Annotated in this window: 27 protein-coding genes; 15 read left to right on the forward strand and 12 right to left on the reverse strand. The window is 75.0% G+C overall.

The window, feature by feature from the left end:
- Positions 1–74 precede the first annotated feature (74 nt).
- The 4 genes from IFT45_RS11275 to IFT45_RS11290 all read left to right on the forward strand — a co-directional run bounded on the left by IFT45_RS11275 (position 75) and on the right by IFT45_RS11290 (position 4,650).
- The gene (locus IFT45_RS11275) at positions 75–1,904 is read left to right on the forward strand and encodes an amidase family protein (protein WP_192128203.1); all 1,830 of its coding nucleotides are present in this window, start codon (positions 75–77) and stop codon (positions 1,902–1,904) included.
- 114 nt (positions 1,905–2,018) lie between these two features.
- Complete coding sequence (locus tag IFT45_RS17860) at positions 2,019–2,666, forward strand: MerR family transcriptional regulator (RefSeq protein WP_056052461.1); 648 nt, start codon at positions 2,019–2,021, stop codon at positions 2,664–2,666.
- Entirely contained in the window at positions 2,663–3,589 is a 927-nt protein-coding gene (locus IFT45_RS11285) for an NAD-dependent epimerase/dehydratase family protein (RefSeq protein WP_192128205.1), read from the forward strand. The genes IFT45_RS17860 and IFT45_RS11285 overlap by 4 nt, the downstream gene beginning before the upstream one ends.
- Positions 3,590–3,630: 41 nt before the next feature.
- Positions 3,631–4,650 (forward strand): hypothetical protein, encoded by a 1,020-nt coding sequence (locus tag IFT45_RS11290; RefSeq protein WP_244637931.1) that lies wholly within the window; start codon positions 3,631–3,633, stop codon positions 4,648–4,650.
- Positions 4,651–4,654: 4 nt separating this feature from the next.
- On the opposite strand, the gene IFT45_RS11295 is transcribed toward IFT45_RS11290, so the two are convergent.
- On the reverse strand, positions 4,655–5,260 hold the full coding sequence (locus tag IFT45_RS11295) for a class I SAM-dependent methyltransferase (protein WP_192128207.1): 606 nt from the start codon (positions 5,258–5,260) through the stop codon (positions 4,655–4,657).
- A 243-nt stretch (positions 5,261–5,503) separates the two neighbouring features.
- Here IFT45_RS11295 and IFT45_RS11300 point away from each other — a divergent pair, with 243 nt between their 5' ends.
- Positions 5,504–5,935 carry a BLUF domain-containing protein gene (locus tag IFT45_RS11300; RefSeq protein ID WP_056052452.1) on the forward strand — a complete coding sequence of 144 codons (432 nt, stop codon included), beginning with the start codon at positions 5,504–5,506 and terminating at the stop codon, positions 5,933–5,935.
- Positions 5,936–5,984: 49 nt separating this feature from the next.
- On the opposite strand, the gene IFT45_RS11305 is transcribed toward IFT45_RS11300, so the two are convergent.
- The 4 genes from IFT45_RS11305 to IFT45_RS11320 form a co-directional block, all read right to left on the reverse strand.
- Positions 5,985–6,605, reverse strand: a complete 621-nt coding sequence (locus IFT45_RS11305; RefSeq protein ID WP_056052449.1) for a maltose acetyltransferase domain-containing protein — start codon at positions 6,603–6,605, stop codon at positions 5,985–5,987.
- Positions 6,606–6,614: 9 nt separating this feature from the next.
- Positions 6,615–7,925, reverse strand: a complete 1,311-nt coding sequence (gene nhaA / locus IFT45_RS11310) for a Na+/H+ antiporter NhaA (RefSeq protein ID WP_192128209.1) — start codon at positions 7,923–7,925, stop codon at positions 6,615–6,617.
- A gap of 71 nt (positions 7,926–7,996) precedes the next feature.
- Positions 7,997–8,167: a hypothetical protein gene (locus IFT45_RS11315; RefSeq protein WP_156369882.1), complete on the reverse strand. Its 171-nt coding sequence runs from the start codon at positions 8,165–8,167 to the stop codon at positions 7,997–7,999.
- Between the two features lie 22 nt (positions 8,168–8,189).
- Positions 8,190–9,254, reverse strand: coding sequence for a spore photoproduct lyase family protein (locus tag IFT45_RS11320; protein WP_192128211.1), 1,065 nt, complete (start codon positions 9,252–9,254; stop codon positions 8,190–8,192).
- 40 nt (positions 9,255–9,294) lie between these two features.
- On the opposite strand from IFT45_RS11320, the gene IFT45_RS11325 reads away from it, so the two are divergent.
- The 6 genes from IFT45_RS11325 (at position 9,295) to IFT45_RS11350 (ending at position 14,545) form a co-directional block, all read left to right on the forward strand.
- The gene (locus IFT45_RS11325; RefSeq protein WP_192128213.1) at positions 9,295–9,900 is read left to right on the forward strand and encodes a MarR family transcriptional regulator; all 606 of its coding nucleotides are present in this window, start codon (positions 9,295–9,297) and stop codon (positions 9,898–9,900) included.
- Positions 9,897–10,364: a hypothetical protein gene (locus IFT45_RS11330; RefSeq protein ID WP_185231484.1), complete on the forward strand. Its 468-nt coding sequence runs from the start codon at positions 9,897–9,899 to the stop codon at positions 10,362–10,364. The genes IFT45_RS11325 and IFT45_RS11330 overlap by 4 nt, the downstream gene beginning before the upstream one ends.
- Before the next feature lie 182 nt (positions 10,365–10,546).
- Positions 10,547–11,575 (forward strand): iron-siderophore ABC transporter substrate-binding protein, encoded by a 1,029-nt coding sequence (locus tag IFT45_RS11335; RefSeq protein ID WP_056052442.1) that lies wholly within the window; start codon positions 10,547–10,549, stop codon positions 11,573–11,575.
- A complete protein-coding gene (locus tag IFT45_RS11340) occupies positions 11,575–12,618 on the forward strand; it encodes an iron chelate uptake ABC transporter family permease subunit (RefSeq protein WP_192045250.1) in 1,044 nt (347 codons plus the stop codon). The genes IFT45_RS11335 and IFT45_RS11340 overlap by 1 nt, the downstream gene beginning before the upstream one ends.
- Complete coding sequence (locus IFT45_RS11345) at positions 12,615–13,733, forward strand: iron chelate uptake ABC transporter family permease subunit (protein ID WP_235491129.1); 1,119 nt, start codon at positions 12,615–12,617, stop codon at positions 13,731–13,733. Before IFT45_RS11340 ends, IFT45_RS11345 begins: the two co-directional genes overlap by 4 nt.
- The gene (locus tag IFT45_RS11350) at positions 13,730–14,545 is read left to right on the forward strand and encodes an ABC transporter ATP-binding protein (protein ID WP_056052440.1); all 816 of its coding nucleotides are present in this window, start codon (positions 13,730–13,732) and stop codon (positions 14,543–14,545) included. Before IFT45_RS11345 ends, IFT45_RS11350 begins: the two co-directional genes overlap by 4 nt.
- 95 nt (positions 14,546–14,640) lie before the next feature.
- Here IFT45_RS11350 and aztD read toward each other — a convergent pair whose 3' ends face one another.
- Genes aztD through aztB form a run of 4 tightly spaced genes read right to left on the reverse strand, consistent with a single transcriptional unit; the run spans position 14,641 to position 19,139 of the window.
- Entirely contained in the window at positions 14,641–15,906 is a 1,266-nt protein-coding gene (aztD, locus tag IFT45_RS11355; protein WP_192128215.1) for a zinc metallochaperone AztD, read from the reverse strand.
- 28 nt (positions 15,907–15,934) lie between these two features.
- Entirely contained in the window at positions 15,935–16,864 is a 930-nt protein-coding gene (aztC, locus tag IFT45_RS11360; protein ID WP_371810987.1) for a zinc ABC transporter substrate-binding protein AztC, read from the reverse strand.
- Positions 16,865–16,869: 5 nt separating this feature from the next.
- Positions 16,870–18,201, reverse strand: coding sequence for an ABC transporter (locus IFT45_RS11365; RefSeq protein ID WP_192128219.1), 1,332 nt, complete (start codon positions 18,199–18,201; stop codon positions 16,870–16,872).
- Positions 18,198–19,139, reverse strand: coding sequence for a zinc ABC transporter permease AztB (gene aztB, locus IFT45_RS11370; RefSeq protein ID WP_197982401.1), 942 nt, complete (start codon positions 19,137–19,139; stop codon positions 18,198–18,200). The genes IFT45_RS11365 and aztB overlap by 4 nt, the downstream gene beginning before the upstream one ends.
- Before the next feature lie 45 nt (positions 19,140–19,184).
- Here aztB and aztA point away from each other — a divergent pair, with 45 nt between their 5' ends.
- Positions 19,185–19,880 carry a zinc ABC transporter ATP-binding protein AztA gene (aztA, locus tag IFT45_RS11375; RefSeq protein WP_371810982.1) on the forward strand — a complete coding sequence of 232 codons (696 nt, stop codon included), beginning with the start codon at positions 19,185–19,187 and terminating at the stop codon, positions 19,878–19,880.
- 120 nt (positions 19,881–20,000) lie between these two features.
- Here aztA and IFT45_RS11380 read toward each other — a convergent pair whose 3' ends face one another.
- The 3 genes from IFT45_RS11380 to IFT45_RS11390 all read right to left on the reverse strand — a co-directional run bounded on the left by IFT45_RS11380 (position 20,001) and on the right by IFT45_RS11390 (position 21,651).
- Complete coding sequence (locus IFT45_RS11380) at positions 20,001–20,795, reverse strand: SDR family oxidoreductase (protein ID WP_192128223.1); 795 nt, start codon at positions 20,793–20,795, stop codon at positions 20,001–20,003.
- Between the two features lie 110 nt (positions 20,796–20,905).
- On the reverse strand, positions 20,906–21,205 hold the full coding sequence (locus tag IFT45_RS11385; protein ID WP_192128225.1) for a transcriptional regulator: 300 nt from the start codon (positions 21,203–21,205) through the stop codon (positions 20,906–20,908).
- Positions 21,202–21,651 carry a hypothetical protein gene (locus tag IFT45_RS11390; RefSeq protein WP_192128227.1) on the reverse strand — a complete coding sequence of 150 codons (450 nt, stop codon included), beginning with the start codon at positions 21,649–21,651 and terminating at the stop codon, positions 21,202–21,204. The genes IFT45_RS11385 and IFT45_RS11390 overlap by 4 nt, the downstream gene beginning before the upstream one ends.
- Before the next feature lie 137 nt (positions 21,652–21,788).
- Here IFT45_RS11390 and IFT45_RS17865 point away from each other — a divergent pair, with 137 nt between their 5' ends.
- The 3 genes from IFT45_RS17865 to IFT45_RS11405 all read left to right on the forward strand — a co-directional run bounded on the left by IFT45_RS17865 (position 21,789) and on the right by IFT45_RS11405 (position 24,159).
- Positions 21,789–22,427, forward strand: a complete 639-nt coding sequence (locus IFT45_RS17865) for a TetR/AcrR family transcriptional regulator (protein WP_056052417.1) — start codon at positions 21,789–21,791, stop codon at positions 22,425–22,427.
- A 40-nt stretch (positions 22,428–22,467) separates the two neighbouring features.
- A complete protein-coding gene (locus IFT45_RS11400; RefSeq protein WP_192128229.1) occupies positions 22,468–23,418 on the forward strand; it encodes an aminoglycoside phosphotransferase family protein in 951 nt (316 codons plus the stop codon).
- A gap of 168 nt (positions 23,419–23,586) precedes the next feature.
- Positions 23,587–24,159 (forward strand): hypothetical protein, encoded by a 573-nt coding sequence (locus tag IFT45_RS11405; protein WP_192128231.1) that lies wholly within the window; start codon positions 23,587–23,589, stop codon positions 24,157–24,159.
- The last annotated feature ends 36 nt before the right edge of the window (positions 24,160–24,195 follow it).

Consider the following 24,195-nt stretch of genomic DNA (forward strand, 5'->3'; position numbering starts at 1 on the left):
TGCCGGCCCGCGACTCCCACGCTCCCCTCGCCCCCGCGACGCCCTCGTCGCCGTCACCCCGGAGACTGCCCGCCATGACCCCTCGCCGACGCACCGCCACGGTCGCCGCGACCTCGATCATCTCGGCCCTCGCCGTCGGCGGGCTGGTCGTCGCGCCCGGCGCCGCCGCCGACGACGCGCCCGTCGCGGCGTTCCTCGCGCCGTATTACACGGAGCTCGACCTCACGGGCGACGACCAGGTCACCGCGGCCGACCTCGAGCTGGTCTCCGCCGCCCTCGGGGCCACGTCGCCCTCCGCCGAGTTCGAGGCGGTCGCCCCGGCCGACGTCGACGCCGACGGCGTGATCACCGTGGCCGACGTCGCCGCGGTGTCGCAGCGCGCGATCTACGACGACGGCGAGTTCCAGCTCGTCGAGGCCAGCGCCGTCGACATGCAGGCCGCGATGAACGCGGGCGTCGTCAGCTCGGTCGACCTCACCACCGACTACCTCGCCCGCATCGCTGCGTACGACACCGCGAAGGTCGACCCGGCCGCCGACGGGCGCCCGCTGCACTCGATCATCACGACGAACGACGAGGCCCTCGCCGCGGCCGCCGCGGCGGACGCCACGCGCGCCTCACAGGGCATGACGAGCATGCTGCTCGGCGTGCCGATCGCCGTGAAGGACAACTACGACACCCTCGACATGCCGACCACGGCCGGTTGCGGCTGCTGGGACGCGAACCAGACCGACGACGACGCGACCATGGTCGCGGGGCTCCGCGACGCCGGCGCCGTGATCCTCGCCAAGGCCAGCCTCGACGAGTTCGCCTACGGCTTCGCCTCGGAGTACACCGCGGGCCAGCCCGCCGGGCAGACGACCCTCGTCGCCAGCCCGTACGTGACGAGCCGCACCGCCGGCGGCTCGAGCGGCGGCACGGGCGCGGCGATCGCCGCGAACCTCGCGGGCATCGGCTTCGGCACCGACACGGGCGGCTCGATCCGCATCCCGTCGTCGTACAACCAGCTCGTCGGCGTCCGGCCCACGGTGGGGCTCACCAGCCGCACCGGCATCGTGCCGCTGGCCCTCAGCCAGGACACCGGCGGCCCCCTCGCCCGCAGCGTCACCGACGCCGCGATCGCGCTCGACGCGGTCACGGGCGTCGACGCGAGCGACCCCGTCACCGCCGAGCAGCAGGGCCGCGTGCCGACCTCGTACACGGCCGCGCTCGACCCGACGGCGCTCGAGGGCACCCGGATCGGCTACGTCGCCTCGATGGTCAGCACCGACGCGACGACGCAGCGGCTCTTCGCCGCGTCACTCGCGACCCTCCGGGCCCAGGGCGCCACGGTCGTCGCGGTCACGCCGCCCGCCGGGTTCGCCCGGGTGCTCTCCGAGTCGAGCGGCAGCACGAACGAGTTCGCGCACGACCTCGCCGCCTACACGCGCGACCACCTCGCCCCCGAGGTCACGGCGCGGACGATCCCCGAGATCCAGGCGTCGGGTCGGTACGTCCAGTCGCGGGCCAGCATCTACACGGCGCGCGCCGCGGTGACCGAGGCGCAGTACCAGGCCTGGGCCGGCCCGACCGGGTCGCACACGACGCAGATCGCCGCGGGCCAGCAGCTCGTCACCGCCATGCTCGACGGGGGCGACCTCGACGCGCTGATCTACCCCTCCGCGGTCGCGTACAACTCGTTCAGCACCAACATGCGCCTCAGCCCCAACACGGGCATGCCGGCCGTGACGGTGCCGATGGGCCAGGCGATCGCGGCCGACGCGACCGTCACGGGCGCGGGCGTCAACCTCGAGTTCCTCGGCCGCGACTACGACGAGTCGACCCTGATCGGCCTCGGCTACGCGTTCGAGCAGGCGACCCACGCCCGCACGTCGCCGGCGCTCTACGGTCCGCTGACGAAGTAGGCGCGAGCAGCCTGCGGGAGGCGCGGTGCGGGGAGACCTGCACCGCGCCTCCTCGTCGTCGACGGGGGTCGCCACCCCTTGTGCCGCACGAATGGATAGCGCTACTCTCCGATAGTGCGCATATCCGAACTCGCCCAGGAGGCGACCACACCGCTCACGGCGGTCAAGTACTACCAACGCGAGGGGCTGCTGCCCCCGGGCGAGAAGACGGCCCCGAACCAGACCTCGTACGACGACCGGCACGTGCGGCGAGTGCGCCTCGTCCGGGCCCTGCTCGAGGTCGGGGGCCTCTCGGTCGCGGCCACGAAGGACGTCCTCGCCGCCCTCGACGCCGACGACGCCCCGCTGGCCGAGGCGTTCGCCGCGGCTCAGCACGCGATGAGCTCGCCCCGGGCGCACGACGCCGCGCCGAGCCCCGCGGCCCGCGAGCGCGTGGCCGCGCTGACGAGCGCCGCCGGCTGGGCGACGACCGACGAGAACCCCGGGCTCGACGCCGCCGCCCGCGCCCTCGACGGGCTGGCCACGATCGACTTCGAGCCCACCGACGACTACCTGCAGGCGTACCTGACCGCGGCGGCGACGGCCGCCCGGGCGGACGTGGAGGCGCTGGGCGGCCGGCACGACCGCGACGACGTCGCGGAGCTGATGGTCGTGGGCACCGTGCTCGGCGACCCGCTCTTCGCCGGCCTGCGCCGCCTCGCGCACGAGGACGTCACGCACGACCTCTTCCCGGTCGCCGACCAGGACGGCCGACGCTCGTGAGCGCGTCGCGGCACGTGCTCCTCGGCGGCCACGGCGTCGTCGGGCGGGAGACCGCCCGCGCGCTCCGCGCCCGCGGCCACGACCCGGTCACGGTCGGCCGACGCCCCGTCACGGAGGGGGACGGCAGCTCGGTCGTCGCCGACCTCCTCGACGGCGACGACGTGCGCCGCGCGCTGCGCGGCGCGGACGTCGCCTACCTCGTCGCGGGCCTGCCGTACTCGACCCGCACCTGGCGCGAGCAGTGGCCGACCGTCGTCCGCCACGCCGCCCGGGCCGCCCTCGACGAGGGCGTCCACCTCGTCCACCTCGACAACGTCTACGCGTACGGGCCGGTCGACGGCCCGATGACGGAGGAGACGCCGCTCCGCCCGACCAGCCGCAAGGGGGCGGTGCGGGCGGAGGCGCTCGGGCAGCTCGACGCCCTCCGCAGCCGCGGGCTGACCGTGACGACCGCCCGCAGCGCGGACTTCTACGGCCCCGGCGCCGCCACCAGCGCGTTCCAGGGATTCGTGGTCGACCGCGTGGTGGCGGGGAAGCGGCCCACCTGGCTGCTCGACGCCGACCAGCCGCACTCGCTGACCTACACGCCCGACGTCGGCGACGCGCTGGCCGTGCTCGGCACCGACGAGCGCGCCCGGGGCCGGACCTGGCACGTGCCGACGGCACCGCCCCTGACCGGGCGGGAGTGGGGCGAGCTCGCCGGCGTCGCGCCCGACCGGATGTCGGTGATGAGCCTGGCGACGCTCCGCCTGGGCGCGCTCGTCGCGCCGGCCGCGCGCGAGACGCTCGAGCTCACGTACCAGAGCACGGCCCCGTACGTCTTCGACTCGAGCCGCGCCTCCCGCGAGCTCGGCCTCACCGCGACCCCGGCGTCGGTCGGCGTCGCCGCCACGCTCGAGCACGCCCGAGCGGTGGCCCGGTGAGCGCCGGGCTGCGCCGGGCCGTCGCCTGGCACCCTCCGCTCATGGCGCTGGCCGCCGTGATGGCGGTGTGCGCCGTGGCCTGCGTCATCGGCCTCGTGGTCGACCCCCGGACGATCCTCGGCGCGCCCGCGTGGGCCAAGCCGCTCAAGTTCTCGCTCTCGATCGGCCTCTACGCGGTGACCTGGGCGTGGCTGATCGCGCACCTGCCGCGTCGCCGGGTGCTCGCCGGGCGCCTCGGCACGGTCATCGCCGCGACGCTGCTCGTCGAGCAGGTGCTCATCGTCTGGGCGGTCGCCACCGGCACGACGAGCCACTTCAACGTCTCCGACGGCCTGCACGTCGTCGTCTGGGGCACGATGGCCGTCGCGATCACGGTCATGTACCTCTGCACCTTCGTGACGTCGCTGATGCTCGTCGGGCTGCGCTTCCCCACGCCGGCCCTCACGGCCGCCGTCCGGGCGGGCGCCCTGATCGCCCTCGGCGGGATCGGCGTGGCCTTCCTGATGACCGGGCCCACGGGGGCGCAGATCGCGAGCCCCACCGGCATCGTCGGGGCCCACGCCGTGGGCGTCGTCGACGGCGGGCCGGGGCTGGCCCTGCTCGGGTGGAGCACGGTCGGCGGCGACTACCGCGTCGCCCACTTCGTCGGCATGCACGCCCTCCAGGCCCTGCCGCTCGCGGCGCTGCTGCTCGGCGCGCTCGGGCGGCGGGTGCCGCTGCTGGCGTCGTCGGTCGTCCAGCTCCGGCTGGTGCTGGTGGCGGCGGTCGCCTACGGGGCGGCGACCGTCCTGCTCGCCGTGCAGGCGTCGCTGGGGCAGTCGGTCGTCCACCCGGCGGGCGCGGTCGCGGTCGCGGCGTGGACGATCGCGGGCGCCGCCGTGGTGGTCGCCGCCGTCATCGCGGCGCGGGGCGGCCGCGGCGCGCTCGGCGCACCCGGCGGCCCGTCATCCAGGATGCGCTCTCTACCGGGTCGCAGCCCTGCCCCGCGGAGCACGGGTGGAGATCGAGTTCGTCGCCGCCGCCGTCGGAGCGTGAGGAAGGCGCGGCGAGGGCCCGCCTGACGCCTCAGCCCCGCGAGCGGGCCAGCACCGCACCGTGGGGCCGCGGACCCTTCGGCGAGCCCGTCCGGGTGTGCGTCTCGACGACCTCGAAGCCCGCCGCGCCGAGCTCGTCGGCGAGCCAGCCGACCGGCCAGCGCCAGGCGGTCACGACGGCGTGGTCGAACTGCTCCAGCTCGTCGCCGACGAAGAAGCCGACGAGCAGCCGCCCGCCGGGGCGGAGGGCCCGGGCGGACTCGGCGAGCGCGCGACCCACCACCGCGGGCTCGTGGTGGATCAGCGAGTACCAGGCCAGGACTCCCCCGAGCGTCCCGGCCCGGTCGGGCAGGGCGTCGACGCTCGCGACCGTGAAGGGCACGGCGGGGTGGGCGGCGCGGGCGTGCTCGACGAAGGCCGGCACCTGGTCGACGCCCCGGGCGTCGGCACCGAGCCCGGCGAGGTGGGCGGTCCAGTGCCCGGGCCCGCACCCGGCGTCGAGCAGGGGCCCGTCGACGTCGGCGGCCCACGCCTCCACCAGCTGGCGGTCGGACGGGTGCACGGACGACATCGACCCGAGGTGCTCGACGTACTCGCCGGCTCGGAGCGAGTACGCGTGCTCGACGTCGATGGTCATGCGGGGAGCCTACGAGGAGGCGCGGCGCAGCGGAGCGAGACGGCTGGGCCCCCGGGCAGGACGGTCCAGGAAGGCTGATCCACCCCGGAGTGGATCAGCGGATCCGGACCACGACTCCCGCTCGTCGCACGTGGTCGCACCCCGCCACGCCTCCGGCGCGCTCCCGGCACGCCCCAGATCGGGGTGTGGCACCGGGTGCCGGGATGGGGCAGGCTCGGTGAGCACCTCTCTCGGAAGGACCCCGTGCTCTCGCTCGTCTACACCAGTGCCGCCCGCACCCCGTTCTCGGACGGCGACCTCGCCACCCTGCTGATGAACAGCCGCGCCAACAACCGTCGCCTGGGTCTCTCCGGCTTCCTCATGCACAAGCAGGGCCGGTTCGTCCAGGTGCTCGAGGGGCCCGAGGAGGCCGTCCAGCAGCGCTACGCGCTCATCGCCGCCGACCCCCGCCACACCGACCTCGACGTCCTGCTCCGCGAGACCATCGACGAGCGCCGCTTCGGCGCGTGGACGATGGGCTACCGCGCCACGACCGACACCCTCGTCGACGAGATCCCGGGCTACGCCGACGTGTCGGGCGCCTCGCTCGACGTCGCGCGCTCGCGCCCGGACCTCGAGCCGTCGGTCCGGTCGCTGCTCGACTGGTTCCGCGCCCCGCTGCCGGCCGGCGCCTGAGGCCCGACCCGCGACTCCTCGGGAGCCCTGCTCCCCCGGGCTGCCGGCCTCAGAGCGAGCGCGGCTCGCGCCAGCGGTGGTCGCGGTCGGCGTCGGTGACCTCACGGAGGACCCGCGCCGGCACTCCCCCGACGACGACCATCGGCGGCACGTGGGCCGTCACGACGGCCCCGGCCGCGACGACCGAGCCGGCGCCGACCGTCACGCCGGGCAGGATGACCGCGCCCGCGCCGACCCAGACGTCGTCGCCGAGGTGGACCGGCGCCGAGAACTGGCTGCCGTCGCGCCGCACCTCGGGGTGCACCGGGTGCCCGGTGGTGCTGATGGTCACGTTCGGCGCGATCATCACCCGGTCGCCGACCACGACGGCCACGTCGTCGACCACGGTCAGGCCGAAGTTCACGTAGACCTCGTCGCCGAGCACGACGTTGTCGCCGTAGGCCACGTGCAGCGGGGGCTCGACCCAGACCCCGGTGCCGACCGAGCCGAGCATCTCGTCGAGGATCTCGCGGCGGCGCTCGGTCTCCCGCGGCCGCGTCGCGTTGTAGTCGTACGCGAGCTCCTTGCCGCGCACGCGCCGCTCGGCGAGGTCCTCCAGGCCCGGGCCCCCGTCGGTGTACAGTTCGTGGGCCGCCATCCGGCGGCGGACGTCGTCGTCGCGCTCGTTCATCGGGCCAGGCTACGGGGCGGTGACGCCCTGCTCGGTCCGGTGGCGCTCGTGCCAGCGGCCGCGCGCCGACAGCACGACGCCGCCGAGCACGGCTGAGATGAGCGACCCGACGAGCACGCCGACCTTGACCACGTCGTCCTGCTCGCTGCCGGTGCCGTAGGCGAGCTCGCCGACGAGCAACGAGACGGTGAACCCGATGCCGGCGACGAGCGAGAGGCCGACGACGTCGGGCCAGCGGAGGCTCGGGTCGAGCTTGATGCCGGGGAGGCGCGTCACCAGCAGCGATGCCCCCGTGATGCCGACCGACTTGCCCACCACGAGGGCGACGACGATGCCGATCGCGACGCTGTCGCGGAGCGACTCGGTGAGGCCCGAGAAGCCGCCCACCGAGACGCCCGCCGAGAAGAAGGCGAAGATCGGCACGGCGACGCCCGACGAGATCGGGCTCCAACGCTCGGCGAAGTGGTGCGTGAGCGCGTGGCGCTCCTCGTGGCCGTCGGCGTCGACGTGCGTCACGCCGGCCCGCCGGGTGGCGATCGCCGGCACCAGCAGGCCCAGCGCGACGCCCGCGATCGTGGCGTGGATGCCCGACGCGTGCACCAGGGCCCACGCGACGACGCCGAGCGGGATGAGCAGCCACCACGAGCGGACCCCGCGGCGCACGAGCACGGCGAACGCGGCGAGCGGCAGCAGGGCGAGCAGGAGCGGCACGACCGCGATGCCCGCCGTGTAGAAGATCGCGATGATGGTGATGGCGATGAGGTCGTCCACCACGGCCAGGGTGAGCAGGAAGGTTCGGAGCGCCGGCGGCAGCTTCTTGCCCACGACCGCGACGACGGCCACCGCGAAGGCGATGTCAGTGGCGGCGGGGATGGCCCAGCCCTGCAGCGCGTCGGGCCCGGCACCGATGTTGATCGCGGTGAAGATCAGCGCCGGCAGGGCGACGCCGCCCACGGCCGCGGCGATCGGCAGGGTGGCCACCCGGGGGTCGCGCAGCGAGCCGGCGACGAACTCCTGCTTGAGCTCGAGGCCGACGACGAAGAAGAAGATCGCGAGCAGGCCGTCGGCGGCCCAGGTGCCGACGCTGAGGTGGAGGTGCAGCGCCTCGGGGCCGAACGTGGTGTCACGGACCTGCGCGTAGAACGAGCCGGCCGGGCTGTTCGCGATGACCAGGGCGAGCACGGTCGCCCCGAGCAGCAGCAGGCCGCCCGTGGTGTCACGGCTGACGAAGCGCGAGAGGCGCTGGGCCCGGGAGGCGGGCGCGGCCGAGGGCGAGGGCGGCGTCGAGGAGGCGGGGGCGGGCGTGGCGGAGTCGGGCACGGTGTCCTAGAGGGGTCGAGTCGAGCGGTGACGGGTCGGGGGGCGACCTGCCGGGCTCGGGGCCCGCAGGTCTACGCCGCTGGCGGCGGGCAGCCGGCGATCTCGCCGTGGGCGTTGCTGCCCCAGAGGCTCATCCAGCCGTTCGTGCCGCAGGTGCGCTTCGTCAGCACCAGGCGGTTGGGGAACGCCTGAGCCCGCACGCGCGCACGACGGCACGACGACGAACTGAGGGAGGCGGACACGACGACAAGGGTACCTCCCCGGTCAGAAGGCGTACCGGATGCGGCACCACGGCGCGACCTCGGCGACGAGCGCCGTGAGGGCGGCGACCCCCTGTGCCTTGAGGTCGTACCGGTAGCGCAGGTTCTCCGCCCCGTTCTCGGAGGTCTTGGCCTCCTGGAGGTCAGGGCGCCAGATCAGCTCCTCGCCCCTCGGGTGCCAGCGCTCGTTCACCTCGTGCAGGGCGGCGTTGTGCGTCAGGAAGATCATCTCCGCCGCCGCCTGCTCCTTGGCCGCCGGCGACAGCACGTCGTCGACCTCCCGCAGCAGCTCGCGCCAGTCGTCGAGCCACCCCGGCGTCATGATCACCGGCGAGAAGTTGAGGTGCACCTCCCACCCCGCCGCGACGAAGTCGTTCACCGCGGCGATCCGCTCGCTCATCGGGCTCGTGCGGAGGTCGGTGACCTTGGCGACCTCCGCCGGCATCAGCGAGAAGCGGATGCGCGACCGGCCCTGAGGGTCCCACTCGAGCAGGTCGCGGTTGACGTACTTCGTGGCGAACGAGGCCTTGGCCGTCGGCGTCATGCGGAAGAGCTCGCAGACGTCGCGCACGTTCTCGGCGAGCAGCGCGTCGACCGAGCAGTCGCTGTTCTCGCCGATGTCGTAGACCCACGCCTCGGGGTCGCACTGGTTCGGCTCGGTCTTCGGGCCCTGCTTCTGCACGTGACGCGCGAGGTGCCGCGAGATCTGCTCGACGTTCGTGAAGAGCGTGACCGGGTTGCTGTAGCCCTTGCGCCGCGGCACGTAGCAGTAGACGCAGGCCATCGCGCAGCCGTTCGCCAGCGACGGGGCGATGAAGTCGGCCGAGCGCCCGTTCGGCCGGGTGACGACGCTCTTCTTGACGCCGAGCACGAGGGCCTCGGTCTTGATGCGCACCCACCGGCGCACGTTCGCCTCGTCGCCGTGCACCTCGGGGATCCGCCAGTGCGACTCGACCGGCACGACGGTGGCCTCGGGCCAGCGCCCGATGATCTCCTGCCCGCGGGGCGACGCCGCCGCCTCGGGCTCGGCGTAGATGCGACGGACGTCGAGCAGCGGCGAGGGAGTCATCGCCCCTTGTCTACCCGGCACCCCCGACACGGACATTTCCATGTTCATGCAGAAAATGAATAGCATGATCCACATCATGAATAGGAACGACGGCACCCTCCCCATCTTCAAGACGGAGGCACAGGCTGCTGCGCTCGAAGCACTCCTGCTGAGCGATCGGCCGCTCTCGACGCGGGAGATCATCACGGCGACGGGCGCGAGCCAGCCGACCCTCCACCGCGAGCTCACGAGGCTCGTCGACGCAGGGCTGCTCGTACGCACCACGGTCGGCCGCAGCGCACTGTTCGCTCCTGACGAGGCGAACCCTGCCGTCGCGCCGCTGCGGACGCTCATCACCCTGTCGCGCGGCCCGCAGGCCCTGATCACGACGGCACTCGCGGATGTCCCCGGCATCAGCCGGGCCCTCATCTTCGGGTCGTTCGCCGCGCGGTCCACGGGAGCCCCGGGAGCGGCGCCGGACGACATCGACCTGCTCATCGTCGGGAGCCCGGTCCGTCGCGATGTCTACGACGCCCTCGACCCGCTCGACCAGGCCCTGCGACGCGAGGTGAATGTGACATTCTTGAGCGATGACCGCTGGGACGCTGCTGAGGACGAGATCGTGACGAGGATCCTCGGCGAGCCGAGGCTGGAGCTGCTCCCGTGAGCTACGGGCAGGCCGATCTCGAAGCGATGGTCTCCGACGGAGACCTGGAGGCCTGTCCCGCCGATGCCGCGGGCGCGAGAGCGCTGCTGACCAAGGCCCGCCGACACGTGGAGACAGCGCGGTCGTTGATCGACGACGACACGGAGATCGCCGCCGACGCCCTGCACGCCGGCAACAGGAAGGCGCTGGAGGCCGTGCTCCTCGACCGCGGTCTCAGATCCACCAAGAAGGGCGGGCACATCGCCCCTCGTCGAGCCGTCCAGTCGATGCTCGGCGGCGGGAGAGGGCTGCTGGGGGTCTACGACGTCGTCAGGCGACTGCGGCACGAGGGCGACTACACGCTCACCGATCTCCACCCGGACGATGTCCGCGACAACCTCCAGGACTCCCTCGCCCTCGTCGAGGCCTGCGAGAAGGTCATCGGGATGATGCCGCCCTTCTCTGCGGGTCGTGCACGATCTTGACGATCACTCGACGCCGAACGACCGGCTTGCCGATCGCGGCGGGGCCACTGCTAAGGTAAGGCTCACCTAAGGCCGACCACGGGTCGCTCCGATCACGAGCACCCCTCCGACGCGGCGTGCTCCCGAGCACGCCCTCCCGGAGCGTCGAGCCGGGCCCCTGCACCCGTCCCGGAAGGACACCCATGCCCCGCACCACGCGCCTGCTCGCGATCAGCGCAGCATCCGCCCTCGCCCTCGGCCTCGCCGGGTGCTCCGCCGACGCCGGCGACTCGACCGACGCCTCCTCGGGGTCGTCCGGGTTCACGCCGATCACGATCGAGCACGCCCTCGGCACGACGACGATCGAGACGAAGCCCGAGCGCGTCGCCACGGTCGCCTGGGCGAACCACGAGGTGCCGCTGGCCCTCGGCGTCGTGCCCGTCGGGATGGCCGCCGCGAACTTCGGCGACGACGACGGCGACGGCCTGCTGCCCTGGGTCGAGGAGAAGCTCACCGAGCTCGACGCCGAGACCCCCGTGCTCTTCGACGAGACCGACGGCATCGACTTCGAGGCCGTGGCCGACACCGACCCCGACGTCATCCTCGCCGCGTACTCGGGCCTGACGCAGGAGGACTACGACACCCTCAGCGAGATCGCGCCCGTCGTCGCCTACCCCGAGACCGCGTGGGGCACCGCCTGGCGCGACATGATCGAGCTCAACAGCGAGGCCATGGGCATGGCCGACGAGGGCGAGCAGCTGGTCAGCGACCTCGAGTCCGAGATCAGCGACACCGCCGACGCCCACCCCGAGCTCGCCGGCACCTCGGCGATGTTCCTCACCCACGTCGACACCGGCGACCTCAGCGAGGTCAGCTTCTACACGACGCACGACACCCGCGTGCAGTTCTTCGACGACCTCGGCCTCGAGCAGCCCGGCAGCATCACCGAGGCCAGCGACGCGACCGAGCTGTTCTCGCTGACGCAGAGCGCCGAGCAGGCCGACGCGTTCGACGACGTCGACGTGATCGTCACCTACGGCGACGAGACCCTCGTCGACGCCCTCGAGGCCGACCCCGTGCTCTCGCAGATGCCCGCGGTGAAGAACGGCGCCATCGTCGCCCTGCCCGGCACCACCCCGCTCGGCACGGCCGCCAACCCGACGCCGCTGTCGATCTCGTGGATCCTCGACGACTACGTCGACCTCCTCTCGCAGGCCGCCGCGAAGTCGTAGTGACCACAGCCCCCACGCTGCCCGCCGCGGGCGTCGCCGTCGTGCGACGCCCGCGGCGTCTGCGCGCCGTCTGGCTGCTCGTGCTGGTGGCCGTGCTGGTCGGCGTGGTGCTGCTCAGCGTGACGGTCGGCTCGCGCGACGTGTCGCTCGCCGACGTGTGGGCGGCCCTCGGCGGCGCGACCGACGGCTTCGACCGCGCGTCGGTCGCGAAGCGGGTGCCGCGCACCGTCCTCGCCGTCGCGGCGGGCGCGGCCCTCGCCGTCTCCGGCGCCGTGATGCAGGGCGTGACGCGCAACCCCCTGGCCGACCCGGGGATCCTCGGGGTCAACACCGGCGCCTCCCTCGCCGTCGTCGCGGGCATCGCGTTCTTCGGCCTCAGCGCCTCGACCACGACGATCTGGGTCGCCGTCGCGGGCGCCGGCGCCACGGCGCTGGTCGTCTACGCGATCGGCTCGCTCGGCCGGGGCGGGGCGACGCCGCTCAAGCTCGCGCTCGCCGGCGCGGCCACCTCGGCGGCCCTGGCCTCGTTCATCACCGCGATCGCGCTGCCCCGGGGCGACATCGCGTCGAGCATCCGCTCGTGGCAGATCGGCGGGGTCGGCGGCGGCACATGGGCGAGCCTCGAGCAGGTCGCGCCCTTCCTCGTCGTGGGCGTCGTCGTCTGCCTGCTCTCGGCCAAGGCCCTCAACTCCCTCGCCCTCGGCGACGACCTCGCAGCCGGCCTCGGCGAGCGCGTCGCCGTCGCCCGCGGGGCCGCCGCGCTCGGCGCCGTCGTGCTCTGCGGGGCGGCCACCGCCGTCACCGGCCCGATCGGCTTCGTCGGCCTCGTCGTGCCGCACGCCTGCCGGCTGCTCACCGGCGTCGACCACCGCTGGCTGCTGCCCTTCTCGGCCGTCGCCGGCGCCGTGCTGCTCACGGGCGCCGACGTCGTCGGCCGCGTCGTGGCCCGCCCGGCCGAGATCGACGTCGGGATCGTCACCGCCCTGATCGGAGCGCCCGTGTTCATCTGGATCGTCCGACGCTCGAAGGTGAAGGCCCTGTGAGCGCGCCGACCGACCTCCGGGCGTCGACGCCCGTGCCGCCCCGCGGCGCCGGCGGCGAGCCCGCCCGCCCCGGCTCGAGCCGCCTCGACGCCGTCGCCGCCTCGGTCGCCGCGGGCCGTGCCCGGCGGGGCCGCCGACGCCGCGCCGTGGTCGGCGTGCTCGTCGCCGCCCTCGTCGTCGTCTTCGTGCTGAGCCTCATGGTCGGCCGCACCTTCTACGGGCCCGGCGAGGTGCTGGGCGTGGTGCTCGGGCAGGACGTGCCCGGCGCGACGTTCACGGTCGGTCGCCTCCGCCTCCCCCGCGCGGTGCTCGCCGTGGCCGCGGGCCTCTGCTTCGGCCTCGGCGGCGTGACCTTCCAGACGATGCTCCGCAACCCGCTCGCGAGCCCCGACATCATCGGCATCAGCTCGGGGGCCAGCGCCGCCGCCGCCTTCGCCATCGTGACGCTGTCGCTCGACGACGGCCAGGTCTCGGCCTTCGCCATCGCCGCCGGCCTCGCGGTCGCGGTGCTCGTCTACCTGCTGTCGAAGCGCGGCGGGGTCGCCGGCACTCGGCTCGTGCTCGTCGGCATCGGCGTCGCCGCGATGCTCGACAGCCTGACGGCGTACGTGCTGTCGAACGCGGCGCAGTGGGACCTGCAGGAGGCGACCCGCTGGCTCACCGGCAGCCTCAACGGCAGCAGCTGGCCCCAGGTCGTGCCCGTGCTCGTGGCCCTCGTCGTGCTGACGCCGCTGCTGCTCAGCCGGTCGCGCGACCTCGCGGCGACGCAGCTCGGCGACGACGCTGCGTCGGCGCTCGGCGTGCGGGTCGACCGCACGCGCCTCGTGGTCATCGTCGCCGCGGTCGGGCTCATCTCGTTCGCGACGGCCGCCTGCGGGCCGATCGCGTTCGTGGCCTTCCTCTCCGGGCCGATCGCGGCCCGCCTGGTCGGGCCGAGCGGCTCGCTGCTCGTGCCGTCGGCCCTGGTCGGCGCCCTGCTCGTGCTCGTCGCCGACGTCGTCGGGCAGTACGCGCTCGGCACGCGCTTCCCCGTCGGGGTCGTCACGGGCGTGCTGGGCGCTCCGTACCTGATCTGGCTCATCGTCCGCACCAACCGATCGGGAGGCTCCCTGTGACCGCCGACCACACGCTCGACGCCGAGCACCTCACCCTCGGCTACGGCGAGCTCACCGTCGTCGACGACCTCAGCCTCGTGGTGCCGCCCGGGCGGATCACCGCCATCGTGGGGGCCAACGCCTGCGGCAAGTCGACCCTCCTGCGGTCGATGTCGCGCCTCCTCAAGCCCCGGTCGGGGCAGGTCGTGCTCGACGGGCGCGAGGTGCACCGCACCCCGGCGCGCCAGCTCGCCCGCACCCTCGGCCTGCTGCCGCAGTCGCCCGTCGCGCCGGAGGGCATCACGGTCGCCGACCTCGTCGGCCGCGGCCGCCACCCGCACCAGGGCCTCCTCTCGCGCTGGAGCAGCGACGACGACCGCGCCGTCGCCGAGGCGCTCGAGGCCACCGAGACGACCGCCCTCGCCGACCGGTCGGTCGACGAGCTCTCGGGCGGCCAGCGCCAGCGCGTCTGGATCGCCATGGCGCTCGCCCAGCAGACCGACGTGCTGCTGCTCGACGAGCCGACGACCTTCCTCGACGTCAGCCACCAGGTCGAGGTGCTCGACCTGCTGACCGACCTCAACCGTCGCCGCGGCACGACGATCGTCATGGTGCTGCACGACCTCAACCTCGCGGCGCGCTACGCCGACCACCTCGTCGCCCTGGCGGCGGGCCGGGTGCACGCCGCGGGCGCCCCCGCCGAGGTGCTGACGGAGGACTGCGTCCGAGCCGTGTTCGGCCTCGACAGCCGTGTGGTCGCCGACCCCACGACGGGCGCGCCGATGATGCTCCCGCTCGGGCGGCACCACGTCGTCGCCGAGCCGACGGCCTGAGGCGCGGGCGCTCCACGACGGACGGCCCCGGGGAGGCGCGCTGCCGGTCGCACCGGCACCGCGCCTCCCCGGGGCGTCGGCTCGTCGCTCGGGCGTCAGCCCGTGACGACGGCGATCTCGTTCGGCGCGGCCGGCAGCTCGGCCGAGGCCAGCACCTCGCCGGTCGCCGCGTCGACGCGGCGGATCGAGCGCGTCGACGCGTCGGTCACGTACGCCGAGTCGCCGACCACGGTCAGGCTCGGGTGCGAGTCCTGCCACTCGACCGGGCCGACCCACGGGTCGATGACCGGCCACGAGTCGGTGGCCTCGCCGGTCTCGCCGTCGAGGCGGTGCAGCGCCCCGTCGGTGCCGAGCACGAGCACGTCGTCGTCGGCGGTGCGGGCGACGCCCTTCCAGGTGTAGGCGACGCCCTCGGGCAGGTCGACGACGCTCGACGACTTCGCCGCGGTGTCGACCATGGTCAGCTGCGTGAGCTCGTAGCCCTCGGAGTCGGGGTCCGAGTTGTAGTCGCCGAACATCACCGGCGACGAGTCGGTGACGTACGCGTTGCCCGTGCGGCCGTAGGCGTCCGCGGCGGGCAGCTTGGTGAACGTGCCGTCGTCGTAGACCAGCACGCCGTCGCTGCAGCCGAAGACGGCCACCTCGTCGGCCGTCGTGCCCTCACCGTGCACCGACGGGCACTCCTCGCTGCGCGCGATCTCGTCGCGGTCGGCGTCGAGCGCCCGCACGCCGGTGCGGCCCTCGCTGTCGCCGATGGTCGTCAGCAGGGTGCCGTCCTCGAGCTCGATCGAGACGCCGTGGTGGGCCTCGGGCGCCGGGATCTGCTCGGTCTCGGGCAGCTCGCCGGTCGACGAGGCGTCGAGCAGGTCGGCGGTGTCGAAGACCGTCGTCTCGCCCGTGCCGTCGGAGAAGAGGATCGTCTTGTCGCCGTGGCGCACCACGTGGCCGGGGGTCGGAGCGTCGAAGACGAGGTCGGTCAGCTCGGGCTCGGCGACGCGGTGCTCGCCGTCGGCCGTGGTCCAGGCGCCCGTGTCGAGCACCTGGAAGCCGTCGGTGGTGGAGACGAGCACGTGGCGCCCGTCGCCGGACGAGTTGACGCGGTTGAAGCCGGCCAGCTCGATGTCGGCCCGCTGCTCGAGGGTGTCGGCGTCGAGCACGAGCAGCCCGCCGTCGTAGGTGAGGGCCACGCGGGGCTGCGCGGCGGAGGCGGTGGTGCCGCCGGCCTCGGAGCCCGCGCCGGCCTCGGCGTCGGTGCCCGCGCCTCCCGAGCAGGCGGTGAGGGCGAGGGCCGCGCCGGCCGTGAGCGCGAGCCCGGCCAGGCCTCGGCGGCGTCGCGGGTGTCGCTGGTGTCGCTGGGTCATGGGGTCCTTCCTTCGGGGTGGCGGCCGGTCAGGGAGACAGGCCGTGCGAGATGAGCTGCTCGTTCGAGCGCATCATCTCGAGGTACGTGGCGGCGCCCCCGCCGGGGGCGCTGAGCGACTCGGTGTGCAGGGCGACGACCTCGACGTCGACGTCGGCCTCGTCGGCTAGCACCTGCACCAGCCGGTCGGGCTGGGACGAGTCGGCGAAGATCGTCGCGACCCCCGCCTCCTCGATCGCGTCGGTGAGGTCGGCGAGGTCGGAGGCGCTCGGCGCCGCCAGGGTCGTGCCGCTCGGCAGCACCGCCCCGACGACCCGGAAGCCCCAGCGCTCGGCGAGGTAGCCGAAGACGTGGTGGTTCGTCACGAGCGCGCGGCGCTCGGCCGGGATCGCCGCGAAGGTCGCGGTCAGCTCGGCGTCGAGCGTCTCGAGCTGGGCCCGGTAGGAGGCGGTGGCGGCGGTCAGGCGGTCGACGTCGATCCCGTCGACCTCGGTCGCCAGCACGGGCTCGAGCCCGTCGACGACGTCGAGCACGCGCCCCGTGTCGGTCCAGAGGTGCGGGTCGGGCTCGCCCTCCGCGTCGCCGTCGACGTAGGCGAGCGGCTCGATCAGGTCGCCCGCCTCGACGACCGGCACGCCCGCCGCCCCGGCCGCGTCGACGTGCTGCTGCAGCCCCTCCTCGAGGCCCAGGCCGTTCGAGACGACGAGGTCGGCGTCGAGCATCTCGGCCGCCTCGCGGGCGGAGATCTCGACGGAGTGCGGGTCGGCGCCCGGGGGCATCAGGGTGACGACGTCGACCTGGTCGCCGACGAGCTCGCCGACGACGTCGCCGAGGATGTTCGTCGTCACGACCACGCGCGGCCGGTCGGCCGTGCCGGCCGTGCCCGTGCCGGCGGCCGTGCAGCCGGCGGCGGCGAGCAGGGCGCCCGCCGCGACGGCGGCGGCGAGGGCGGTGCGCACGGCGCTCATCGGCCCGTCTCCACCAGGAGGCTCGCCGGCAGGGCGAAGCTGCGCGCGACGCGGGCCGCGTCGGCGTGGTCGATCTCGTGCACCCGGCCGGTCGAGGGCGAGGCCACGTAGCTGCGCGAGGCGTCGACCTCGAGCCGCACGCCCTCGGGCAGGACGCCGTCGACGAGGTCGCCGGCGAGCAGCGGCTCGGTCTGCGCCACGAGCCCGTCGGGCGACAGGACGACCACGCGCCCGGAGGCGTCGACCCCGACGACCGTGTCGTCGGAGTCGCCGACCGCGGTCGCACGCAGCAGCGGCTGGGGGGTCTCGATCAGCGTCAAGGCGCGGGCCCGGGCGTCGAGCAGCCAGGCACCGCGGGCGCCGGCCACGGCCGCGAGGTCGGGTCGCCCGGGGCGCTGCTCGAACGCGGTCGCGACGTCGGCGGGGGCGGTGCCCGCGGGGTACGGGACGCGCTCGACCGCCGCGGACGACCCGTCGTCGCCCTCGGTCACCAGCAGGGCGCCGTCGGAGCAGCCCACGACGACGCCGACCCGGGTCGCGGCGGCGCCGCGCAGGTCGGGGCAGGAGGCGAGGGCGCCGTCGACCTCGTCGCCGTCGGCCGTGAGGACCCGGACGGCGTCGGCCACGTCCTCGCCGGCGGCGCCCGTCGCGGTGCTCGCGACCAGCAGGCCGCCGAGCGGCACGAGCACGCCCTCGGCACCGAGTCCCTCGACCCGCGCCCGCTCGTCGAGCTCGCCGTCGGCGAGCGCCTCGCCGTCGAGCACGACGCCCGTCCCCGAGCCGTCGAAGGCGACGGCCGTGAGCGAGGCGCTCGAGGCGATGCGCGCCTCCCCCGCTCCGTCGCCGCCGTCGATCTCGCCGGGCTCCGCGACGACGCGCGGGTCGGCCAGGTAGTAGTGGGAGTGGTCGCCGTGCGGCACCGTCCACGCCCCGCCGTCGACGAGGGTCACGGCGCCGTCGTCGGTCGACGCCAGGACGTACCGGCCGTCGGTGCCGAGCCGGGTCGCGTCGACCCCCTCGGCGAGGGTGACGCTCTGCTCGGTGGCCGGGTCGAAGGCGGTCAGGGCGCCGTCGGCGAGGGCGACGAGGCGGAGCTGCGGCTCCTGGAGCTCGTCGGCGCCCTCCACGAAGCCGTGGCCGGCCCCCGTGGTGGCGGTCGCGGCGGCGTCGGGGTCGGCGGCGGCGTCGTCGGTGTCGGCCACCGGGCCGCTGCCGCACGCGGCGAGCGCGAGCGCGGACGCGACGGCCACGGGCAGGAGGAGGGCACGGCGACCGACGGTCGAGGAGCGGGCGGGGCGGTGGGAGGTGCGGGCGGGGCGCGAGGTCACGGGTGGACCGTCTCCTTCGGGGTCGGGGCGGGCAGGGCGGTCGACGCGCCGTGCGCGTCGTGCGCGCTGGGCGCGCCCGGTGCGTCAGGAGCGCCGTGCGCGTCGGAGGTGGAGGAGGGGCGCCGGAGGCGCGTGGCCGTCGCGCGGACCGCCGCCGACACGGCCGTGAGGGCCACCGCGACGAACGCGATGCTCGCGCCGGCCGCCGTGGAGGCGTGCCACGAGACGAGGAGCCCGACGACGACGGCGACGGCGCCGAGGGCGGCGGCGAGCAGCATCGTGCTCGGGATGCGGCGCATCCAGTGGCCGGCCGCGACCGCGGGGCCGAGCAGCAGGCCGACGACGAGCAGGCTGCCGACGGCCTGGTACGACGCCACCACGACGAGCGTGACCAGCCCGATCAGCACCACCTGGGCGAGCTGCGGCCGGAGGCCCGAGGTGCGCGCCACGCGGGGGTCGAAGGCGAGGGCGACGAACGGTCGGTGGAAGGCGACGACGACTGCGACCGCGACGGCGAGGGCGACGGCCAGGAAGACCAGGTCGCCGGCGTCGATCGCGAGCACGTCGCCGAAGAGCACGGCGGTGAGGTCGGTGGCGAACGACCGGGAGCGCGAGACGATCACGACGCCGAGGCTGAGCAGGGCGACGTAGAGCAGTCCGATGGCCGTGTCGGGCGAGACCCGCGAGCGCCGGGAAGCGATGCTCACCCCGGCGGTCATGACGCTCGCGCTGACGGCGGCGCCGAGCACCGGCGGCAGGCCGAGCAGGGCGGCGGTCGCGACGCCGGGCAGCACGCCGTGGGCCATGGCCTCGCCGAGGAAGGCCGCGCCACGGATGACGACCCAGGTGCCCACGACGCCGCACAGCGCGGCGACCAGCACGCCGCCGACGAGGGCGCGCAGCAGGAAGGCCGTGGAGAAGGGCTCGAGGAACAACATCACTCAGCGACCCTACATGAAAACGATTCTCGTTATGATTCTCATGTGACTGCCTCAGATCTCGCCGACGCCCTCCTCGACCCGACCCGCGCCTCCCTCGGCCCCGACGCCCCTCCCCTGGCTCGTCTGGTCGGCGTGACGGCCCGGCACGACGGGGCGGTGGCGCTCGACGACGTGACGGTCGACGTGCCGCGGGGGCGGCTGACCGTGCTCGTCGGGCCGAACGGCTCGGGCAAGTCGACGCTGCTGAGCGTGCTGGCCGGGACGCACGACGACCTCTCCGGCACCGTCGAACGGCCCCGCGGGCGGACGACGGCGGTCGTCGTGCAGCGGAGCGCCGTCACCGACCGGCTGCCGATCACGGTGCGCGAGACCGTGTCGATGGGGCGCTGGGCCGACCGCGGCGCGTGGCGCCCGCTGCGCCGGAGCGACCGCGCGATCGTCGACGAGAGCCTCGAGGCGCTCGACATCGTCGGGCTCGCCGGGCGGCCGCTCGCGAGCCTCTCGGGCGGTCAGCGCCAGCGCGCACTGGTCGCGCAGGGGCTGGCCCGGCGAGCCGAGCTGCTGCTGCTCGACGAGCCGACCGCGGGGGTCGACGCGGCGGCGACGGCGGCGATCCGGCGGGCGGTCGCCGCGGAGCTGGCGCGCGGGGCGACGGTCGTCGAGGCGACGCACGACGCGTCGCTGCGCGGGCCCGACGTTGCCGTGGTGCACCTGGTCGACGGGCGGCGCGTGCACTGAGCGGCGACGGCGCCCCGACGTCGAGGTGACTCGTCCTGGGCAGTGACGCTCGTCGAGGCCCCGGGACGGGTCACCTCGGCGCCGCGCCCGCGCGCCGCGCCCGCGCCCGCGCGCCCCGCCTCAGGGCAGGATCGAGTCGACGTACCCGCCGTCGACCCGCAGCGCCCCGCCCGTCGTGGCCGAGGCGAGCGGCGACGCGAGGTACACCACCATGTTGGCGATCTCCTCCGGCTCGATCAGCCGCTGCAGCAGCGACTGCGGCCGGTGCTCGACCATGAAGCGGTGCTGCGCCTCCTCCCACGGCAGGTCGCGGGGCACGAGCTCGTAGACGAAGTCCTCGACGCCGTCGGTGTGGGTCGGCCCGGCGATGACCGAGTTGACGGTGACGCCGGTGCCCGCCGCAGCCTTCGCGAAGCCGCGCGACACGGCGAGCAGCGAGGTCTTCGACATGCCGTAGTGGATCATCTCGGCCGGCGTCACGATCGCCGAGTCGCTGGCGATGTTCAGCACGCGGCCCCAGCCGGCGCCGGTCATGCCGGGCAGGTAGAGGCGGGTCAGGCGCACGGCCGACAGCACGTTCACCTCGAAGTAGCGCCGCCACTCGTCGTCGTCGATCGAGAGCGGGTCGGCCGAGCCGAAGACGCCCAGGTTGTTGACGAGCACGTCGACCTCGGGCACGAGGCCCTGCACCGCGAGCGCGCCCTCCGCCGTCGAGACGTCGCCGGGGGCGGCCGTGAAGGAGGCGCCCGGTGCGTCGTCGAGGAGCCCCGCGATCGCGTCGTCCACGCGGGAGGCGGTGCGCCCGTTCACCGCGACGGTCGCGCCCGAGCGGGCGAGGCCGAGCGCGATCGCGCGGCCGATGCCCTGGGTCGAGCCCGTCACGAGGGCGGTCTTGCCGGTGAGGTCGATCTGCACGGGGTGGTCCTTCCGTCGGGGCGGCGAGGGCGCCGCCCCATCGTGCACCCGCGGGCGGTCGAGACGCGGCCGGGCGGGCGGGCGGTCGGGCGGGCGGGCGGTCGGGCAGCTCAGCCGGCGGCGATCTCGCGGAGGGTCGCCAGGTGCTCGGCCCACGCCGTGCGCCCCGCCGCGGTGAGCGACAGCGTCGTGCGCGGCCGCTTGCCGACGAAGCCCTTCCTGACCCGGACGAAACCGGCCGTCTCGAGCGTGCTGATCTGCTTGCTGAGGGCGGAGTCGGTCACCTGCACGGCGTCGCGGAGGTCGCCGAAGTCGAGCTGGTCGGCGGCCGCCAGCGCGGCGGTGATCGAGAAGCGCACCGGCTGGTGCAGCACCTCGGAGAGGCGGAGTCGCGGGTGCGGATCGCTCATCGCCGGGCCTCCCGGGCCTCGACGGCCGCGAAGCCCACGGTGACCGCCATGAGGGCCGCGGCCAGCAGGCACGTCGCGACCACCGCCTCCCCCTGGGAGCCCGCGACGACGATCATCGCCGGCACGTAGACGACGAAGAGGGCGACGATGAAGCCGATCCAGCGGCGGGAGGCGCCGGCGGCGGTCGAGCGCATCACCGCGAGCTGGAAGACGACGACGACGAGCACCCACGCGAGGAGGCCGACGAGGGCGACGAGGTAGTTCGCGCCGGCCGTGAGCCCCATCGCGAGGGTGCCCATCGAGACGGCGGTGCCGAGCGAGAGCATCACGGCGACGGCGGGCCAGCCGGCCGCGGCGGTCGTGAGCCGGCCGGTCGCGTGGGCCTCGGCGAGCAGGCGGCGGGCCTCGTCGGGGCTGGGGGCGGAGGCGGGGGTCTCGGTGGTCATGACGGGGCTCCTTCGGTGGTGGCCGGGCCTCGGTGCCCGTCCGTCTGCCTCCACACTAGGCAAGTACTTTCCACTTTAGCAAGTACTTTCCGCGAGCTGATCACCGGGACCGTCCGCACCGCCGGTACCCTCGGACCGTGCCCCCGACCGCCGACGCCGACGCCCCCGCCTCCGCGGGCGACCGGCCGACCCGGGGCCGCCCCGCCGAGATCGACCCCGCGGCGCTCGCCCGCACCGCGGTCGCCCTCTTCGAGGAGCGCGGCTACGACGCGGTCAGCATGGCCGACGTCGCCGAGGCGGCCGGCATCGGGCGCCGCAGCCTGTTCCGCTACTTCCCCACGAAGGCCGACCTCGTCTGGGACGGCGCCGAGCCAGTCGGCGACGAGATGCAGCGCAGGCTCCGGTCGAGCCCGCCCGGCGGCGACCTCCTCCGGGCCTACGGCGACGCGTTCGTCGCGGGCCTCGCGGTGCCGGCGCTCGACCTCGCCGCGACGCGGGCCCGGCTGCGCATCATCGCGGCGCACCCCGAGCTGCTGACGCAGGTGGGCTCGCGGATGGGCAGCCGCTCCACGACGCTCGCGGCGTTCATCGCCGAGCGCCGGCCCGACCTCGTCGGGACGGTCCGGATCGTCGTCCTCGCCGACGCGCTGAGCGCCGCCACGTACGCGGCCCTCCGGTGGTGGGCCGTCGAGAGCGACGACGAACGACCCGACGCCGCGATCCGCGAGGCGCTCGAGGCGCTGGCCGACCTCGCCCGGCCGCCCCGCGACTCCTGACCCGCCCGGCCCGCCGCTCGCTGCGCGCTAGCGTGGGCCGATGGACTCGATGCCCTCCCGTGCCCGCTGGGACGACCTGCCCGTCGAGCTGCGAGAGGCGGTCGCCGGCGTGCTCGGCAGCCCTGTCGTGACCGCCGTCAGCCAGGTCGCCGGGTTCTCGCCGGGCAGCGCCGACCGCGTCGTCGCCTCGGACGGCCGCCGAGCCTTCGTCAAGACGGCCGACCGGTGCCGCAGCCCCGACACGGCCGACCTGCACCGACGGGAGCTGGCCGTCGCCGAGGCGCTGCCCGCCAGCGTGCGGGCCCCCGCCCTGCTCGGGTCGTGGGTCACCGACGACTGGGTCGCGCTCGTCCTCGACGACGTCGAGGGGCGGCACCCCGGGGAGGCGCGCGACGGCTCCGACGTCGAGGCCGTCCTGGACGCGTTCGCGACACTGCCCGTGGCCCGGGGGTCGATCGCGTTCGAGGGCCTGCCCGAGGCCGCCGACGAACTCGGCGGCGAGGCGGCCGGCTGGGACCGGCTCGAGGCGGACGGCGCGCTCGACGCGCTCCCGGACGAGGCGCGCCGCGACCTCCCGGAGCTCCGTGCTGCGGCCGCGCGGGCCGCCGAGGCCGCCGCGGGCGACCACCTGCTGCACCTGGACGGCCGCGCCGACAACGTGCTCGTCGACGCCGACGGCGCCGCCTGGCTCGTCGACTGGCCGTGGGCCGCGATCGGCGCCCGCTGGATCGACGGCGCCCTCTACCTGCTCGACGTGCTCGTGCGCGGCGAGCGCGTCGACGTCGAGGCCGCCCTCCGGTCGCACCGTCTGCTGGCCGACGTGCCCGCCGAGGACGTCGACGCCGTGCTCGCCGCCGTTGCGGGGTCGTTCTTCGACAAGGCCCGGCGACCGGCACCCGAGGGGATGCCGACCCTGAGGGCGTTCCAGCACCACGAAGGAGTCGTCGCCGCTCGCTGGTGGGCAGACCGCCGGGCGGCACGCCGACGGTGACGGCGCTGGCCGACCTCGCCCGGCCGCCCCGCGACTCCTGACCCGCCGACCATCGAGTGGTCACGATCTGCTCCGATCCGGGGCGGGGCGGAGCAGATCGTGACCAGTCGGCGCCGCTGCGCTAGCGTCGGGGCGACGGGCCGGGGGCCCGACAGCGGGGAGCAGCAGATGACCGACGACGACCGGGGGCCGGACGGCCTCCCCGACCTCTCGACCCTCCCGCCCGCCCTCCGCGGCGGCGGCTGGCGCGGCACCGTCGGCGCCGCCCCGCTGACGGTCGGGCGGTCGCTCGCCGCCGTGGCCTCGGGCGTCCTCGCCGGCCTCGCGACCGTCGTCGTCGTGCTCGTCGTGGCCGTCGTCGCGTCGCCGAGCGGCTGGGAGGGGCTCGGCGTCGTCCTCCTGGCCCTCGCCGGCGGCATCCTCGTCGCCTGCCTGGTCGCTGCCCTCGTCGTCAGGGCGTTCGTCCGGACGCGCCAGCGGGGCAGCCGCTTCTCGGGCGTCTTCTCCGCCGCCCTCGCGGTGCTCCTCGTCGCCCAGGCGGCCCTGGTCGCCGGGGCGGGGTCGGGGCTGCTCACCGGGCCGGCCGCCGATCTCCGCCTGCTCGACTGGGTGCTCGTCCCGATGCTGTGGACGGTGCCGGCGGCCGCCGCCGGCGTCGTGCGCGCTCGGGTCGTCGCCGCGGTCGCGGGCGCCGGTGCGCTCGTCGTCGTCGTGGTCGCCCTCCTCCGCCTCACGACCTGACCCCCGCCCCACGTCCGAGTGGCCGCGATCTGCTCT

It is taken from the genome of Frigoribacterium sp. CFBP 13707, assembly GCF_014842245.1.
Lineage (GTDB): Bacteria > Actinomycetota > Actinomycetes > Actinomycetales > Microbacteriaceae > Frigoribacterium > Frigoribacterium endophyticum.

What these genes read in the sequence shown, in the direction of transcription:
- IFT45_RS11275 (WP_192128203.1), top strand. Translation starts at nt 75, where the DNA reads ATGACCCCTCGCCGACGCACCGCCACGGTCGCCGCGACCTCGATCATC.
- IFT45_RS11290 (WP_244637931.1), top strand. Translation starts at nt 3,631, where the DNA reads ATGGCGCTGGCCGCCGTGATGGCGGTGTGCGCCGTGGCCTGCGTCATC.
- IFT45_RS11295 (WP_192128207.1), bottom strand. Translation starts at nt 5,260, where the DNA reads ATGACCATCGACGTCGAGCACGCGTACTCGCTCCGAGCCGGCGAGTAC.
- IFT45_RS11305 (WP_056052449.1), bottom strand. Translation starts at nt 6,605, where the DNA reads ATGAACGAGCGCGACGACGACGTCCGCCGCCGGATGGCGGCCCACGAA.
- IFT45_RS11320 (WP_192128211.1), bottom strand. Translation starts at nt 9,254, where the DNA reads ATGACTCCCTCGCCGCTGCTCGACGTCCGTCGCATCTACGCCGAGCCC.
- IFT45_RS11325 (WP_192128213.1), top strand. Translation starts at nt 9,295, where the DNA reads ATGTTCATGCAGAAAATGAATAGCATGATCCACATCATGAATAGGAAC.
- IFT45_RS11335 (WP_056052442.1), top strand. Translation starts at nt 10,547, where the DNA reads ATGCCCCGCACCACGCGCCTGCTCGCGATCAGCGCAGCATCCGCCCTC.
- aztD (WP_192128215.1), bottom strand. Translation starts at nt 15,906, where the DNA reads ATGACCCAGCGACACCAGCGACACCCGCGACGCCGCCGAGGCCTGGCC.
- aztB (WP_197982401.1), bottom strand. Translation starts at nt 19,139, where the DNA reads ATGTTGTTCCTCGAGCCCTTCTCCACGGCCTTCCTGCTGCGCGCCCTC.
- IFT45_RS11385 (WP_192128225.1), bottom strand. Translation starts at nt 21,205, where the DNA reads ATGAGCGATCCGCACCCGCGACTCCGCCTCTCCGAGGTGCTGCACCAG.
- IFT45_RS11390 (WP_192128227.1), bottom strand. Translation starts at nt 21,651, where the DNA reads ATGACCACCGAGACCCCCGCCTCCGCCCCCAGCCCCGACGAGGCCCGC.
- IFT45_RS11400 (WP_192128229.1), top strand. Translation starts at nt 22,468, where the DNA reads ATGGACTCGATGCCCTCCCGTGCCCGCTGGGACGACCTGCCCGTCGAG.
- IFT45_RS11405 (WP_192128231.1), top strand. Translation starts at nt 23,587, where the DNA reads ATGACCGACGACGACCGGGGGCCGGACGGCCTCCCCGACCTCTCGACC.